Genomic DNA, 16156 nt, shown 5'->3' with positions numbered 1-16156 from the left:
GAGGCCGCGACGCCGCGGTCTCGACAGTGGGGGAACCGACCTAGATGAGAAGACTCACCAGGGCCGTTGCGCAGTGCGCGGCCGTCACCATCGCCGCAGGGGCGATCCTGATGACCGCGGGCACGGCATCCGCGGAGCCGACGGCCGGGGGTGACCCGTCGGAGAAGCTGTCCGGATGGCTCTCCGTCGCGTCGAACCTCGACCTCTCGACCAATCCGGCGGTCGCCAACGAGCAGATCGACGCCGCCACGGAGTCCGCGGACGTCCTCGGCGCCGGACCGACGGGGCTGCAGATCTCCGAGCAGGGCATCGCCGTCACCGTCTACTACTCGACCACGCCGAGCGACGCCGACGTCGCCGCGCTCGCCGCCCTGGGCACCGTCGACGACGTCGCGGCGAAGTACTTCGTCATCGGCGCCACGGTCCCGGCCTCGAAGCTCGACGCCGTCGCCGCCCTGCCGCACGTGACGAGCGTCGTGCAGAGCCTCGCCCCGACCACCTCGGGCTCGGCCCGCGAGGCGATGGCGTCCGCCGTGGGCGCGGTCCCCGCGGCCGCCGCCGACGACTGCCGCACCGTCCCGGCGAACCTCGCCGACCCGCTCAACGTGCCTCTGGCGCAGGAGCTCTACAAGGTGGACGGCTCGGGCGTGAAGGTGGGCATCATCTCCGACTCGTTCGGCACGTCGACGGATGCGCTGACGACGCCCGCCGAGGACGTCGCCGCCGGTCTGCTCCCGGGCGCCGGCAACCCCTGCGGCTACACGCAGCCGGTGCAGGTCGTCCGTGAGGCGGAGGGCCCCGGCTCGGACGAGGGCCGCGCGATGGCGCAGCTCGTGCACAGCATCGCTCCCGGCGCGACGCTCGCGTTCGCGTCGGGCGGCAACAGCCAGGTGGCGTTCGCCAACTCCGTCGAGGCGCTGCTCGCCGACGGAGCGGACATCATCGTCGACGACCTCGGCTACCTCGACGAGTTGATGTTCCAGGACGGCACCATCTCGAACGCGGTGACCGAAGCGGAGAGCCAGGGCGTCCCGTTCTTCACCGCCGCCGGCAACGACACCTCCGTCGGTCGTGTCGGTCCGAGCACCGGGTCGGTCATCTCCTCGTGGGAGACCCCCGGCTATCGTCCGATCGACTGCCCCGCCGTCATCGCGACCTCGCTGACGCAGGCGGGTCTGACCGGCGACTGCCTCGACTTCAGCCCCACCGGCGCGGACGACCCCACCGACCAGCTGCTGTACCCGGACCTCCAGGGCGGGGTCGCGAGCATCATGCTGCAGTGGGCTCAGCCGTTCGGTGCAGCCGACACGCAGCTCACCGGCGTCGTGCTCGACTCGAACGGTGCGGTCGTCGGCTTCACTCCGTTCGCCGGTGTCGATCCCTTCCAGGTCATCCGCTTCCAGCCGACCGGTGGCGCCTACGACTTCGTCGTCGTCCGCGACACGACCGGCGGTGCGTCGGCGTCGCTGCCCCGCGTGAAGGCGATCTTCCTCGGCAGCTTCCTCGGCGGCGCCGAGTACTACCAGAGCACCGGCGGCGACATCGTCGGCCCGTCGATCTATGGTCACGCCGGCACCCCGTCGGCCGTGAGCGTCGTGGCCGCGAACGCGGAGACGCCGGACACCCTCGAGCCCTTCAGCGGCACCGGTCCGACGACCCTCTACTTCGAGCCCATCCCGAGCACGGCCGCCCTCGCGACGCCGATCTCCGGAGCGCCCGACGTCACCGGCGTCGACGGCGGCTGGACGAACTTCTTCAGCAACCAGCAGCCGGTGAGCGGTCATCCGGGCGTCTACTCCTTCACCGGCACCTCGGCCGCCGCGCCGTCGGTGGCCGCGGTGGCCGCGCTCGGGCTTCAGCTCAACCCGCAGGCCACGCCGCAGCAGGTGCGCGCGGCGCTCACCTCGACCGCCGAGGAGGTGCCGAACATCTTCAACGGCGTGTCCTCGCAGGACGCCACGGGTGCGGGCCGCGTGAACGCTGCGGCGTTCCTCGCCGCGCTGCCGCCCGTGCCGGTTCCGCCGGCTCCGGTACCCGTGCCGGTCCCGGCGGGTGGTGGCGGCAACGCCACGCAGCTCGCCGCGACCGGAGCCGGCGAGACGGGGTCCGCCCTCGGCCTCGGAGCCCTGGTCCTGCTGGCCGGATCCGTGCTCCTGATCGGAGCCCGCCGCCGCCGCGCCACGCGCTGACGAGCGACCCCCGCACCACCGAGCACACCCGGAGAGAGCGGCTGCCTGGCGACAGGAGCCGCGATCTCCGGGTGTGCTCGTCCGCGAGGGGGGCGGTCAGCGCAGGGCGGCGATGCGCTCGACGGCCTCGGTGAGGACGCCGGGCGAGCAGGCGAGGTTGAGCCGCGCGAAGCCGCGACCCACGGACCCGAAGGTGGGGCCCGGGACGAGCGCGACCCGCCCCTCCGCCAGGATGCGCTCGGCGGGGTCGTCGCCCCAGCCCAGCGCCCGGAAGTCGAGCCAGGCGAGGTATCCCGCGGTGGGCTCGCGATAGCCGACCTCGGGCAGGTGCTCGTCGAGCAGCGCACGCAGAAGGTGGCGGTTCTCGACGATCGCCGCCACCGTGCCGTCGAGCCACTCCTCGCCCTCGGGCGTGCCGAACGCGGCGACCGACGCGTGCAGCCCCAGGATGCTCGTCCGCGCGAGGACCTCGTCGCTCAGTCCGTCCACCCGGGCCGAGGTCGCCGCGGAACCCGGCACGATGAGTGCGCACTTGAACCCGGCGATGTTCCAGCCCTTCGACGCCGACGTGACGCACACGCCGACGCGGGCCGCCGCATCCGACACCGCGAGGAAGGGCGTGACGTCGCCATCCGGATGCACGAGCGGAGCGTGGATCTCGTCGCTCACGACGACGGCGCCGAACCGGTCGGCCAGCTCGGCCAGAGCGGCCAGCTCCTCGCTCGGATGGGGCCGGCCGATCGGGTTCTGCGGGTTGCAGAGCAGCACCGCGCGCGCTCCCGCTGCGAGAGCGGCCTCGAGGCCCTCGAGGTCGAGGCGCTCGCCGTCGGCGAGGGGCACCTCGACCACGCGATGGCCAGCCTCGGTCACCAGCTCGAAGAACGGCGGGTAGATCGGCGGCATGATCACCACGCCGGACGACGGGGGCAGCAGCACGCGGAGCGTCTCGACGATCGCCACGCTGACGTCGGTGGTCGCCCGCACGGTCTCCGCGTCGATCGTCCAGGCCCATCGCCGCTCGGCGAAGCGCGCGAACGCGTCGGCGACGGGACGGGCGCTCGCGACGTATCCGGTGTCGGACAGTCGCAGGCGTTCCTCGACGGCCGCGGCCACGACCGGAGCGATCGGGTAGTCGGTCTCGGCGACGAAGAGCGGCAGCACGTCCTCCGGGTAGGCCCGCCACTTGTAGCTCGAACGCTGCCGGAGCAGGGGCAGCGCGTCCGCCTCGACCTTCGTCATGATCGCAGCCTAGGCACGGCCGCCGACCTCCCGCTGCAGGGTGCGGATGGCGTCGCCGAGGGCGCCGACCGTCAGGAGCCCGGTGCCGAGGGGGCCGGAGCGGTCCTCGCCGAGGAGGGGCAGGCGGCGCAGCGCGGCTGCGACGTCGTCGTCCATCGAGTCCAGCTGGTGCTTCAGTTCCCGTGCCGCTGCCCCCGGGTCGTCGGGGGCGGCGAGGGCGACCGCCTTCGCGGCGTAGGCCGCGGCGCCGAGCGCGTGCGCGCCCATGTGCGCCACCCCCGAGGCCTGCGCGGCCGACCTGGCCGCCGCCGCCCCCGTGGGGGAGGAGGCGGAGGCGGCCGCCCGCCCGGCCACGAAGCGCATCCGGATCTGGCCCGCCGCGTCGACCTCGCCGCGTGCGTAGGCCCTCGCGCGCTCAATCGCGTCCCGCGCGCGGGGGTCGTCGGGCGCCTCGGCCTCGAACAGCGGCAGCACCCGCTCGGCGCAGTCGGCCGCCCACGCCGCCACCGCCCGCCGGTCGGCGTCGTCCAACGTCTGCGGAGAGAGCACGCCCCACTCTCCCACGCCCTCCCCCCGAGCGCCTCTCCTCGCGGGGTCGGCTCCCGTCAACATCGAGTGCTCATTTCTGGCTGCCCTGGCGCGCGGGATGGCGCCAAGAGTGAGCACTGGATGGGACGCGCGTTCGGGAGCGGGTGATCTTCCGGCGACGTCGAGTGCTCATTTCTGGCTGCATAGCGCAGGAGATGGTGTCAGGGGTGAGCAGTGGGTGGGATGCGTGGGTGCGGGTGTGGTCTCCTGGCGTGGTTGAGCGCTCATTGCTGGCTGCATTGCGCGGGAGATGTTGCCAGGAGTGAGCACTGGGTGGGATGCGCGTGCGCGGGCACGTGGGCCCCTGGCGGGGGTCGAGTGCTCGTTTCTGACTGCGTGGACGTGGGGTGGCGCCAGGAGTGAGCACTGGATGGGATGCGCGGGCGCGGGAGTGTGATCTCCTGGTAGGGGCGAGTGCTCATTTCTGGCTGCATAGCGCGCGAGATGGCGCAAGAAGTGAGCAGTGGGTGGGATGCGCGGGCCCGGCGTGTCGCCTCATGGGGTCGAGTGCTCACTTCTGGGTGCATGGCGCGCGGGATGGCGCCGAGAGTGAGCACTCGATGGGAGTGGGGCGCAGCGGGGCGGGCTAGGCGGGGCGGGCTAGGCGGGGCGGAGGAGGTAGCGGACGAGGTCGCGGGCGCCCTGGGCGGTGGCCGCGGTGTCGCTGCCGAGCGAGGAGAAGATGATCGCGCCGAGGATGGCGTCGCCGAGCTGGTCGACGGGGGCGTCGGCGGCGAGCTGCCCGTCCCGCACGGCGACGGAGAGGCGCTCGGCGAGGAAGCGGTTGACGCCGAGGCTCGCACCGAGGTGGTCGCCGACCGCGCGGTCCTCCGCGGCGGCCGCGAGCAGCGACCGCATCAGCGCGGTGCCGTTCGGGGCCTCGAGGACGGAGAGGATGACGTCGAGCCAGCTCTCCACATCCGCCAGCACGTCGCCGGTGTCGGGCACGTCGAACTCCAGGGGGAAGAGCCTCCCGTCGGTGAGGCACTCGGCGATGAGCGCCCCTCGCGACCGCCACCAGCGGTAGATCGTCTGCTTGCCGACGCCGGCCTCGCGGGCGACGCCCTCGATGGTGAGGTTCTCGTAGCCGACGGTGTGGAACAGGCGGGCGGTCGCGTCGAGGATGGCCTCGCGTGCCGCAGCGCTGCGGACGGGCCCGGCTCGGTGCTCGTTCATCCACACAGGCTACCCGCAGGAACTAGACGAGACGTCACGTATTGTGAACGTCATGGCCGCTCTGCTGTTCCGTCTCGGATCCTTCGCCGCACGTCGCGCCTGGGCGGTGATCGTCTCCTGGGTCGTCATCCTCGGCCTCGCCGTCACCGCGTTCCTCACGCTGGGTGGCACGCTCAGCAACAGCTTCGACATCCCGGGCACGGCCTCCGGCGCCGTCACCGACGAGCTCGCCGAGAAGCTGCCCGACCGCGCCGGAGGCACGGGCACCGTCGTCTACCAGACGACCGACGGCTCCGCCTTCACGGATGCGCAGAAGCAGGCCATCTCGGCGCTCGCCGCGACCGCGAAGGACCTCGACGGCGTGGCCGACGTGAACGACCCCTTCGCGACCGCACAGCAGCAGGCCGACCAGGCCCAGCAGCTCGCCGAGGGTCAGAAGCAGGTCACCGACGGTCGAGCCCAGCTCGATGCCGGACAGCAGCAGCTGGATGCGGGCAAGGCCCAGCTCGACGCCGGGCAGCAGCAGCTGACCGCCGCTCGCGCGCAGGCCGAGGCTGCGGGCGCACCGGCGGAGCAGCTCGCCGCGCTCGACGCCCAGCAGCAGCAGCTCGACGCCCAGACGGCGGCCCTCCAGCAGCAGCAGGCGCAGCTCGACGCGAACCGTGCCCAGCTCGATGCGGGCGAGAAGAAGGCGCAGCTCGGCCAGCAGCTGCTCGACTTCTCGAACGGGATCGGCCTCGTCTCCGCCGACGGGTCGACCGCGATCGTCAACGTCTCCTTCATCGAGCCCCGCCTCGACCTCCCCGAGGAGACCAAGCAGGCCACCATCGCGCACTTCCAGGACTCGCCGGTCGACGGGACCACGGTCGACTTCGGCACCGACATCGCGCAGGGCGTGCCCGAGATCTTCGGCGTGGGCGAGGCGGTCGGTCTCGTCTTCGCCGCCATCGTCCTGATCGTGATGCTCGGCACGATCATCGCGGCCGCCCTCCCGATCGTCACGGCGCTCGTCGGCGTCGGCGTCGGCGTGACCGCGTCGCTGGCCTTCTCGGGCGTGGTGGACATGGCCTCGGTCACGCCCGTCCTGGGCGTGATGCTCGGACTCGCGGTCGGGATCGACTACTCACTGTTCATCGTCAACCGGCACCGCAAGCAGATGCTCGCCGGCGTGCCCGTCCGGGAGTCGATCGGGCTCGCCACGGGAACCTCGGGCACCGCGGTGGCCTTCGCCGGCTCGACGGTCATCGTGGCGCTGCTCGCGCTCAACATCACGGGGGTGCCGTTCCTCGCCCTCATGGGGACGGTCGGCGCGGTGTGCGTCGCCGTCGCCGTGCTCGTGGCGATCACTCTGGCGCCCGCCATCCTCGGGCTCGTCGGCACCCGACTGCTCAGCAAGCGCAAGCGCGCCACGATCGGGCACCACCACCACAAGGCGAGCAGCGTGAAGCCCATGTCGACGGTGCGCGCCGTGCTCACCGCGCTCGCCACGGTCGCCGCCCTCCTCGTCATCGCCATCCCTGCGCTCTCGATGCGCCTCGGCCTGCCCGACGGATCCAGCGAGCCGGCCGACTCCACCAGCTACCGCGCGTACGAGATCGTCGACCAGGAGTTCCAGGCGGGGGCGAACGGTCCGCTCCTCGTCGTCGCCACCGTTCCGGATGGGGTCAGCGACGACGACCTGCTCCAGACCGAGGTCGACATCGCCCAGGTGCTGCACGACCAGGAGTCGGTCCAGGCGGTCGCGCCGATCGGGACCTCCGACGACAACTCCGTCATCGCCTTCCAGGTCAAGCCGACGGAGGGGCCGAACAGCGCCTCCACCGAGAAGCTCGTGCAGGACATCCGCTCCCTGCCGCCCGTCGACGGCGACATCACGCTCGGCGTGGCCGGCCAGGCAGCGATCAACATCGACATCTCCGAGGCGCTGGCCGACGTCCTGCCGATCTACCTCGTGGTGGTCGTGGGCCTGTCGCTGCTCATCATGATCGTGGTGTTCCGATCGCTGCTCGTGCCGCTCATCGCGACCGGCGGGTTCGTCCTCTCGCTGTTCGCGACGTACGGGCTCATCGTCGCCGTGTTCCAGTTCGGATGGGGTGCGTCGCTGATCGGACTGCACAACACCGGTCCGATCCTGAGCTTCCTGCCCGTGATCCTGGTCGGCATCCTGTTCGGATTGGCGATGGACTACCAGCTCTTCCTGGCCTCGGGCATGAGGGAGGCGTACGTCCACGGGTCGCCCGCCCGACTGGCCGTGGCGCAGGGCTTCCGCGCCGGACGCTCGGTCGTGATCGCCGCGGCGCTCATCATGGTGAGCGTGTTCGGCGGGTTCATCTTCTCGGAGTCGACGATCATCCGCTCGATCGGCTTCGGGCTCGCCTTCGGCGTGCTGCTCGACGCCTTCGTGGTGCGGATGCTGCTCATGCCCGCCCTCATGCACCTGCTCGGGAGCGCCGCGTGGTGGCTGCCGCGCTGGCTCGACCGCATCATCCCGAACGTGGACATGGAGGGCGCCGCGCTGGAGCGCGACCACCCCGGCGTCCAGACCGGCGGCGTCAACCTCACGAGCTGAGCGTCGACCCACGCCCAGCAGCGAGAAGGCGCCCCCTCCCGTGCGGGGAGAGGGCGCCTTCTCGCTGTTCGGCGGATGCGGCGCGGAGCGCCAGGCGGTCGCGCGTCACTCGACCGGGACGATGAGGCCCTTCCAGGTCTGGGTGATGTAGTCCTTCGTGCGCTGGTCGGTCAGCAGCTCGTACAGCTTCTGGATGCGCGGGTCGCTCTCGAGCGCCGGGGTCGTGGCGAGGACGTTGTAGTAGCTCGAGTCGGTGTTCTCGAGGATGATCGCCTGGTCCTCCGTGAGGCCCGCGGGGAGCGCGAAGGTCGCCGTGACGAAGGCGGCGTCCTGATCGGGCACGGCGAGCGCGAGGCTCGCGTTCTCGATCTCCGTGAACTGGAAGTCCTTGGGGTTGTCGGTGATGCCGTCGAGGTTCGTGACGTCGTCGGAGACGGTGATGAGGCCCTCGGAGGCGAGGAGCTTCAGTGCACGGCCCTCGTTCGTCGGGTCGTTCGGGATGGCGATCTTCGCGCCGTTCGGGAGCGCATCCGCGCTGTCGAACTTGTCCGAGTAGAAGCCGGCGGCGGGCAGGTAGACCTCGCCGACGCTCACCAGGTCTCCGCCCGACTGGGTGTTGTAGGTCTTCAGGAAGGTCGCGTTCTGGAACAGGTTCGCGTCGGTGCTGCCGTCGGAGAGGGCCGGGTTCGGGGTGTTGTAGTCGGTGAACTCGGTCCACTCGATGGTGAGGCCGGCCTCCTCGGCCAGGTTGTCCTGCACCCACTTGAGGATGTCGCCCGCCGGGGTGGCGAGCGCGCCCACCTTGACGGTGCCGAGGCTCCCGTCGGCCGAGCCGGAACCCGAGCCGGAGCCCGTCGAGCCGCTGGCTCCCGAGCAGGCGGCGAGGCTGATCGCGAGGGCGCCGGTCGCCAGGGCGGCGCCGGCGCGGAGGAGGGTCGATCGGATGGTCATGTGGCTACTCCTTGTGCGGGGTTGATGGTGAGCTCCGCATCCTTCGGCAGTGCTGCTGTGGTGCTCCGATGGGACACGGCGGTGGCGATCCTCGTCAGCACGAACTGCACGATCTGCACGATCGCGAACAGGATCAGGACGACGAAGACGATGTGGATCCAGCTGTAGCGCTGGAAGCCGTAGGTGATGGCGACGTTCCCGAGGCCCCCGCCGCCCACCACCCCGACCATCGCGGAGAAGTTGATGATCGAGGTGATCGTCGTCGAGACGCCGAGCAGGATCGACGGGAGCGCCTCCGAGAGGAGGACGCGGCGCACGAGCTGCCACTTCGTGGCGCCCAGCGAGTCCGCGGTCTCGTAGAGCCCGGTGGGGACGTCGTTGACGGCGATCTCGACCATCCTGGCGAAGAAGGGGATGGCGATGATCGTCAGCGGCACGATCGCCGCGGTCGTCCCGACGAAGGTCCCGATGATGAGCCGGGTGAGGGGGATGAGCGCGATCATCAGGATGATGAACGGCACCGACCGGCCGACGTTGACGATGAACCCGAGGACGCGGTTCACCGTGCGGGCGACCCAGATCGGCCCGAGGCTGTGCTCGAGGAACGCTCCCTTCTCCGTCCCGACGAGCAGGATGCCGAGGGGCAGCCCGATGAGGATCGTGAGGAGCGTCGCGACCCCGGTCATGTAGAGGGTCTCGAGCGTGCCCTTGAGGAGGACCTCGACGAGATCGCTCCAGAACGTCGGTGAACCGTAGTCGATCATGACCGGCCTCCCTTGAGGACGTCGACGAGCAGCCCCTGGCCGCGGAGGTCCGCGATGACGGCGTCGGCCGCGGTGCCCGCGACGGGGAGGGCGAGCCTGGTGCGGCCCGCCTGAGTGCCGCCGATGCGGTCGACGACCGCGCCGAGGATGCTGACGTCGAGCTGGTGGTCGCGGGCGAGCCGGGCGATGACGGGCCGGTCGGCGGTGCCGCCGGAGAACGTGATGTCGATCACCGTGGGGCCGTCGTCGGGCTGCGGGGCCGCGAGCGGGAACAGCTGGCTCGCCAGGCGCGATCCCTGGGTGCTGATGAGCCCGGTCACGGCGCCCTGCTCGACGATCCGGCCGTCCTCCAGGAGCGCGGCCGAGGTGCAGATGCGCTTGACGACCTCCATCTCGTGCGTGATGAGCAGCACGGTCAGGTCGAGCTCCCGGTTGATGCTCTGGATGAGGTCGAGGATCGACTCGGTCGTCTCCGGGTCGAGCGCGCTGGTCGCCTCGTCGCTCAGCAGCACGGTGGGCTCGGCGGCGAGTGCCCGGGCGATCCCCACCCGCTGCTTCTGACCGCCGGAGAGCTGCGCGGGGTAGGAGCCGCCGCGGCCCTCGAGGCCCACCAGCTCGAGGATCTCGGTGGCACGAGCGCGGCGACGGGCGCGCGGCGTGCGGGCGGCCTCGAGGGCGAACTCGATGTTCTGCTGCACCGAGCGGTTGGAGAGCAGGTTGAAGTGCTGGAAGACCATGCCGACCGACCGGCGGGCCCGGCGCAGTCCGGCCTGGTCGAGCGTGGTCATCTCGACCCCGTCCACCTCGACCGAGCCGGAGTCGGGGCGCTCGAGCAGGTTGACGGTCCGCAGGAGCGTGCTCTTGCCCGCGCCGCTGCGGCCGACGACGCCGAAGATCTCCCCCCTTGCCACCTCGAGGGAGACGTCGTCGAGGGCGCGCACGGCGCCGGGGCCGCGCCCGTAGGTCTTGCGGAGGTTCCGCAGCGAGATCATCCCTCGATCAGAGCATCGCCTCGGTGCGGAAGACGAATGCGGTTACGCACTGTGACGGAGAGGGTGGACGTGCTCGGCGCCGCCGCCGCGGATCCCGATCGTGTGTCTCACGTTGACACATCGCCCCGGATGCTGTTGAGTGACCACACCGCATGTCACCACTTCGAGGGAGAAGTATGCAGTCCTCACCCCGCAGCCGTCATCGGATGCGCCTCGGCGCCTCCGCCGCCGCACTCCTCGGCCTGGCCGCGGGCGCGCTCACCGCGGGGGCCGCGGGCGCCGCCGTGGCGGCACCCGCCGCCGCTCCCGGCGAGGTCGCCGCATCGCAGACGGTCATCTCCGGCGACGCGCGCTTCCAGGTGCTCTCGCCCACCCTCATCCGCACGGAGTACGCGGGCGACGGACGGTTCGACGACGCGGGCACGTTCAACGTCATCGGTCGCGGCGACTTCGCTCCCGCGGAGTTCACCACCTCCACCGAGGACGGCTGGCTGACGATCGACACCGGCAGCGCGGTCGTGCGGTACCGGGAGGGGTCGGGCGACTTCGGCCCCGACAACCTCACCCTCTCCCTCACGACCTCGACCGGGCAGGACGTGACGGCGGCGCCCTGGCCCGACGACAGCGCCCCCTCGTGCGAGGTCGGCGTGCTCTGCGAGGCCGAGTCGCTCACCCTCGACGGGCTGGGGATCGCGAAGAACCACACCGGCTACACCGGCGGCGGCTTCGTCGCGGGGTTCGAGGCCGTGGGCAACTCGCTCTCGTTCGACACCACCGTCGACACGGACGGCCCGTACGACCTCACGCTGCGCTACGCGAACAACCGGCCCGGCGACGGCTCCCTCGCCACCCGCACGGTCACGGTCACCGTCGACGGCGGGGCCGCGCAGACCCTCGAGCTGACGCCCACCGACAGCTGGGATACCTGGGCGCTCGCCACCGCGCCGCTCGACCTCACGGCCGGGGCGCACACCGTCCGCGTCGAGCGCACCGCCGGCGACTCGGGCAACGTCAACGTCGACAGCCTCGCCGTGGTGACCCGCGGATCGGACTACCCGGGTGCGGTCACCGCGCCCGCCGCCGCGGACTGCGCCTTCGGCAGCGTCTGCGAGGCCGAGACCTCGACGCTCGCGGGCGGCGCCGTGCCGGCGACCGACCACAACGGCTTCTCCGGCGACGCCTTCGTCGCAGGCCTCGGCCAGGGGGCCTCACAGACCCTGCACGTCACCGGCGTGCCGGCCGCGGGGACCTACGCCCTCCAGATCCGCTACGCGAACGGGCAGCCCACGTCGCGGCCCGTGTCGGTGCAGGTCGGCTCCGCCGCGGCGACCACCGCCGACCTGCCCGCCACCAGCGGGTGGGACTACTGGCAGACCGTCTCCGTCCCGGTCGACCTCGCCGCCGGTGCGAACGACGTCACCCTCGGCTGCCCGGATGGGGACAGCTGCCAGCTGAACGTCGACACCGTCGCGGTCACCGCATCCGACTCGCCGGTCCTCGCGCCCCACGCCGCCCTCGGTGGCTACCGCCGCGATCTCGACACGGCGAACGGCTCGGTCAAGACGAACCCCGGCCTGCTCTACCAGGACGGCTGGTCGCTCGTCGACGACACCGCCTCCGCCCTGTACGACCCGGCGACCGAGGTCATCACGCAGCGCGACCACGGGGGAGCGGACTACGCCGACGGCTACCTCTTCGCCTACGGCACCGACTACGAGCACGCTCTCGGCGAGCTCGCGCAGCTGACCGGACCGTCGATGCTGCTGCCGCAGTGGGCGTACGGCGTCTGGTACTCGGAGTACTACGACCGCACCGACGAGGAGTTCCTCGGCATCGCGGACCGCTTCGCCGCGGAGGGCGTGCCGGTCGACCTGATGGCGGTCGACACCGACTACAAGTCGCCCGACAAGTGGAACGGCTGGGAGGTCGACAAGACCCGGTTCCCCGACATGGCGGCCTTCCTCGCCGAGCTCGAGTCGCGGGGCATCCACAACACCCTGAACATCCATCCCACGATCGGCGCGAACGACCCCAAGTTCCCCGCCGCGCAGGCCACGGCGAACGGAGCGCTCACCCAGAGCGGCGACAAGTACCTCTTCGACTGGTCCGACCCCGCGCAGCTGCAGGCGTACTTCGACCTGCACACCGACATCCAGGACCAGGGGGTCGACCTGTGGTGGCTCGACTGGTGCTGCAGCGAGGGGTCGCAGTACTCGCAGCCCGGCGTGACCCCGGACGCCTTCATCAACCAGCAGTACGCGAACCAGACCTCCGCCGCTCTCGACGGTCGCGGGTTCGCGTTCTCCCGGGCGTACGGCTCGCTGACGGCGGGCGGCTACGGCAACCCGCAGCCGGTGCCGACCGGACCGTGGGCCGACAAGCGGACCACGCTGCACTTCACCGGCGACACCGTCTCGACGTGGCAGATGCTCGCGGCGCAGATCGGGTACACGCCCGGGGAGTCGGCTGCGACCGGCCTCAGCGCCATCAGCCACGACATCGGCGGGCACACCGGCGGCGACACGCATCCGGGCGCCGAGCCCGACAGCACCCAGCTCGCCGACGACCTCTACGCCCGCTGGGTGCAGTACGGCACGTTCCAGCCCATCGACCGGCTGCACAGCAACCACAGCGACCGTCTGCCCTGGCAGTACGGCGAGGAGGCGGATGCGTCGGCGTCGCAGTTCCTGAACCTGCGCGAGAACCTCGTGCCGCTGTCGTACACGCTGGCCGCCGAGGCGCAGTCGACGGGTGTGCCCGTGACGCGCCCGCTCTACCTCCAGTACCCCGACCAGCAGGAGGCGTACGGCCAGGCCGGACGTGAGTACCTGTACGGATCCGACATCCTCGTCGCGCCCGTCACCACACCGGGCTCGACCGCGGACACGACCGTCTGGTTCCCGGCGGGCGACGACTGGGTCGACTGGTTCACCGGTGAGGTGCACGCCGGGGGCACCACCGCCACCGTCACCACCGGCCTCGACCGGATGCCCGTGTTCGTGCGCGCCGGCGGCATCGTCCCCTCGCGGAGCGCGAACGTGCCGAACGCGTCGGCCCCGCTGACCGACGTGACCCTCTCCGTCGCCGCAGGCGCGGACGGGTCGTTCGACCTCTACGAGGACGACGGCGGCGCGGCCGACGTGGTGCAGTCGGCGACGACCGCCGTCACGTACACGCAGCAGGGGGCGGGCGGCACGCTCGCCATCGCTCCCGCGTCGGGCTCGTTCGCCGGGCAGGTGTCGGATCGCACCTGGACGGCGGAGTTCTCCGACGTCGATGCGCCGGTCACGGTGCTCGTGGACGGGGTCGCGGTGCCTGCGGCGTCGGCTGGTTCCGGTGCTGCCGCCGCGGCGCCTGCCGCCGGCTGGACGTACGACGCGGCGACGCGCACCCTCACGGTGCCGGTGTCGACGCGCTCCGTCTCGTCCGGTGCGACGGTGACCTTCTCGCCGGACGCCCTGCCGACGCCCGCGCTCGCGGTGGGCTCCCCCTCGGTCGCCGCAGGCTCGACGCAGACCGTCACCGGGTCGGGCTTCCCCGCCGACGTCGACGTGGCGCTGACGACCGCGCCCGACCTCGGCTCCGCGACGGCGCACACGGACGCGGCTGGCGCGTTCACGGCGGACCTCCCCGTCGCCGCCGGCGCGGCCGCCGGCGACTACACGGTGGTCGCCTCCGTGGCCGGCGCCGAGCTCGCCCGCGCCACCTTCGCGGTCACCGCGGCCGGCGGCCCCGGCGGTCCCGGCGGCCCGGGCGAGCCTGGCGGCCCCGGAGCCCCCGGCGGCCCCGGGACGGGTCCGGGCTCGGGCTCGGGTGGCTCCGGATCGGGCTCGGGTTCCGGATCGGGCAGCGGGTCGAACTCGGGCGACCTCGCCTCGACCGGCTTCGCCCTCCCCGGCGCGCTGCTCGCCGCCTCGGCGCTCGTCGCCGTCGGCGCCGCCCTCACCTGGCGCCTCCGCCGCCGTCGCCTCCGCCACGGCGACTGACCCTTGACCCTGCTCCTCCCGCTTGTATAGCGTCTTATATAGGCGGGAGGAGTACAGGTGGCAGTGACGTCCATAGACATCGACCCCGTCGAGCTGAGCACCGCGCGACGGCTGCTCGGCGCATCGAGCAATCGCGAGACGGTCGACATCGCGCTGAAGACGCTCATCGCCGTACGGCGTCAGGCCGCGGTCGTCGAGACGATCATCGGTCGTCGCTTCGACGACGACCAGATCGATGCGCCGACGGTCGAGCCCGCCGCGACCGACCGCCGGGCGGGATGAGCGTCTACCTCGTCGACAACAGCGTCTGGCAGAAGGCGGGCCGCAACCCGCGGATCGCTTCTCGGCTGCGCGAGCTGTCGCCCCAGCACCTGATCATCACGTGCCCGCCGCAGGTTCTCGAGTACTGCCACTCGGCGAGGACACCGGATGAGTACGACCTCCTCCGTGCCGACATGTCGGCGCTCCTCGCCGCCTCCGTGCACCCGAGCGCCGAGGTGGCCCTCGACATCCAGCGAGCCCTGTGGACGACCGGTCGGATGCGGGCCGCCGCCGCATTCGACTGCCTGATCGCCGCGTACGCGGTGGCGAACGATGCCATCGTGCTGCACAGCGACCGCGACTTCATCCACATCGCCGACGCGATGGAAGGTGCTCTTCGCGAGGAGTACGTCGCGTAGCCCGGCCACGTCGGCCCTCTGGCAGGCCGGGCGCTGGCTCAGCCGAGGGCGTGGAGGCGCCAGGAGGCCGATCCGGACTCGCCGGGGGCGAGGCCGATGACATCGATGAGCAGGTTGAAGGCGTCGGGCGGGCAAGTCATCGGTTCCACGGCGAGGCCGAGACGGGTGAGGCCCTGCGAGGGCAGCAGGTCGGCGGTGTGGATCTGAACCCACGCACAATCTATGCCCCAGGTCATGGCGACGCCGCGGCCGTCCGTATCCGTCACCGACACCGTCGTATGGCCCGCGTCATCGCGGACGAGGTCGGTGAACGCATGATCGATCTCGGTGGCGCCGATCACACGAGGGGACCGGAAGTCGAACGCGCCGCCCCGCGCCTCCGCTACTGCGTCGAGGTAGGCGGGAACGAGGCGGTCGGGCGTGACCTCGAACACGGTCTCCGCGGGGAGGGAGAGGGTCCACTCGTCGAGCGGGCTGTCGCCGGCGACGAGGTACGGATGCGGGCCGGTGCCGAACGGTGCGACACCGGTACCGAGGTTGGTGCCCGTGACGGTGGTGTGTAGTCCGTCGGCGTCGAGGCGGTAGCGGACCGCCACCTCGACGCGGAAAGGGTAGCCCGCTTGCGGCTCGACCACGGCGGTGAGGGTGAGCGCGTCGGGCGCGACCTCCATGGCGGAGAAGTCGAGCCACGAGGCGAGGCCATGCAGGGCGTGCCCGCGGGTGGGCTCCGTGAGGGGGAGCTGGTGCTCCGTCCCATACCAGTCATAGCGGCCGTCGACCACGCGGTTGGGCCACGGCGCGAGCACCGCCCCACGGTAGGCGGGACGCAGCTCATCGGCCTCGAACGGCACGACCAGATCGCGGCCCTCGTGGGTGACGCGGCGCACCGTCGCCCCGATGCTCGCGATGTCGAGCGCGTAGCCGTGCGACTCGAGGCGGTGCTGCGTGCCCGAGACGGGGCGGGGTGCGGTGCTCACGGGACGTCCTCCTCGAAGGCGATGATCGCCGCGCGAGGAGCGGGC

General features: G+C 71.8%; 12 protein-coding genes. 5 read left to right on the top strand and 7 right to left on the bottom strand.

Annotated elements, in window-relative coordinates:
- The first annotated feature begins 44 nt into the window (after positions 1 to 44).
- A complete protein-coding gene (locus tag IEX69_RS09850) occupies positions 45 to 2189 on the top strand; it encodes a S8 family serine peptidase (RefSeq protein WP_157127299.1) in 2145 nt (714 codons plus the stop codon).
- 96 nt (positions 2190 to 2285) lie between these two features.
- Here the strand turns inward: IEX69_RS09850 and IEX69_RS09845 are convergent, their stop codons facing one another.
- The 3 genes from IEX69_RS09845 to IEX69_RS09835 form a co-directional block, all read right to left on the bottom strand.
- Positions 2286 to 3428 (bottom strand): MalY/PatB family protein, encoded by a 1143-nt coding sequence (locus IEX69_RS09845; protein ID WP_085020824.1) that lies wholly within the window; start codon positions 3426 to 3428, stop codon positions 2286 to 2288.
- A 9-nt stretch (positions 3429 to 3437) separates the two neighbouring features.
- Positions 3438 to 3977: a putative immunity protein gene (locus IEX69_RS09840; RefSeq protein WP_085021592.1), complete on the bottom strand. Its 540-nt coding sequence runs from the start codon at positions 3975 to 3977 to the stop codon at positions 3438 to 3440.
- Between the two features lie 639 nt (positions 3978 to 4616).
- Positions 4617 to 5192 (bottom strand): TetR/AcrR family transcriptional regulator, encoded by a 576-nt coding sequence (locus tag IEX69_RS09835; protein ID WP_229756299.1) that lies wholly within the window; start codon positions 5190 to 5192, stop codon positions 4617 to 4619.
- A gap of 52 nt (positions 5193 to 5244) precedes the next feature.
- Here IEX69_RS09835 and IEX69_RS09830 point away from each other — a divergent pair, with 52 nt between their 5' ends.
- Complete coding sequence (locus IEX69_RS09830) at positions 5245 to 7761, top strand: MMPL family transporter (protein ID WP_085021591.1); 2517 nt, start codon at positions 5245 to 5247, stop codon at positions 7759 to 7761.
- A gap of 105 nt (positions 7762 to 7866) precedes the next feature.
- Here IEX69_RS09830 and IEX69_RS09825 read toward each other — a convergent pair whose 3' ends face one another.
- The 3 genes from IEX69_RS09825 to IEX69_RS09815 are packed head-to-tail and all read right to left on the bottom strand — an operon-like array spanning position 7867 to position 10468.
- Entirely contained in the window at positions 7867 to 8712 is an 846-nt protein-coding gene (locus IEX69_RS09825) for a MetQ/NlpA family ABC transporter substrate-binding protein (protein ID WP_085020822.1), read from the bottom strand.
- The gene (locus IEX69_RS09820) at positions 8709 to 9476 is read right to left on the bottom strand and encodes a methionine ABC transporter permease (protein ID WP_085020821.1); all 768 of its coding nucleotides are present in this window, start codon (positions 9474 to 9476) and stop codon (positions 8709 to 8711) included. Before IEX69_RS09820 ends, IEX69_RS09825 begins: the two co-directional genes overlap by 4 nt.
- Positions 9473 to 10468, bottom strand: coding sequence for a methionine ABC transporter ATP-binding protein (locus IEX69_RS09815; protein WP_085020820.1), 996 nt, complete (start codon positions 10466 to 10468; stop codon positions 9473 to 9475). Before IEX69_RS09815 ends, IEX69_RS09820 begins: the two co-directional genes overlap by 4 nt.
- 176 nt (positions 10469 to 10644) lie before the next feature.
- On the opposite strand from IEX69_RS09815, the gene IEX69_RS09810 reads away from it, so the two are divergent.
- The 3 genes from IEX69_RS09810 to IEX69_RS09800 are packed head-to-tail and all read left to right on the top strand — an operon-like array spanning position 10645 to position 15134.
- On the top strand, positions 10645 to 14454 hold the full coding sequence (locus IEX69_RS09810; RefSeq protein WP_217348633.1) for a TIM-barrel domain-containing protein: 3810 nt from the start codon (positions 10645 to 10647) through the stop codon (positions 14452 to 14454).
- 57 nt (positions 14455 to 14511) lie between these two features.
- Positions 14512 to 14736 (top strand): type II toxin-antitoxin system VapB family antitoxin, encoded by a 225-nt coding sequence (locus tag IEX69_RS09805; RefSeq protein WP_157127298.1) that lies wholly within the window; start codon positions 14512 to 14514, stop codon positions 14734 to 14736.
- Positions 14733 to 15134, top strand: a complete 402-nt coding sequence (locus tag IEX69_RS09800; protein ID WP_085020818.1) for a PIN domain-containing protein — start codon at positions 14733 to 14735, stop codon at positions 15132 to 15134. The genes IEX69_RS09805 and IEX69_RS09800 overlap by 4 nt, the downstream gene beginning before the upstream one ends.
- Before the next feature lie 38 nt (positions 15135 to 15172).
- Here the strand turns inward: IEX69_RS09800 and IEX69_RS09795 are convergent, their stop codons facing one another.
- On the bottom strand, positions 15173 to 16111 hold the full coding sequence (locus tag IEX69_RS09795; protein WP_229756298.1) for an aldose 1-epimerase family protein: 939 nt from the start codon (positions 16109 to 16111) through the stop codon (positions 15173 to 15175).
- Positions 16112 to 16156: the final 45 nt, after the last annotated feature.

This window comes from Cnuibacter physcomitrellae (genome assembly GCF_014640535.1).
Classification (GTDB): Bacteria; Actinomycetota; Actinomycetes; order Actinomycetales; family Microbacteriaceae; genus Cnuibacter; species Cnuibacter physcomitrellae.
The sequence above is the reverse complement of the archived record's forward strand: the minus strand, read 5'-3'. Positions and strand labels throughout refer to the sequence as shown.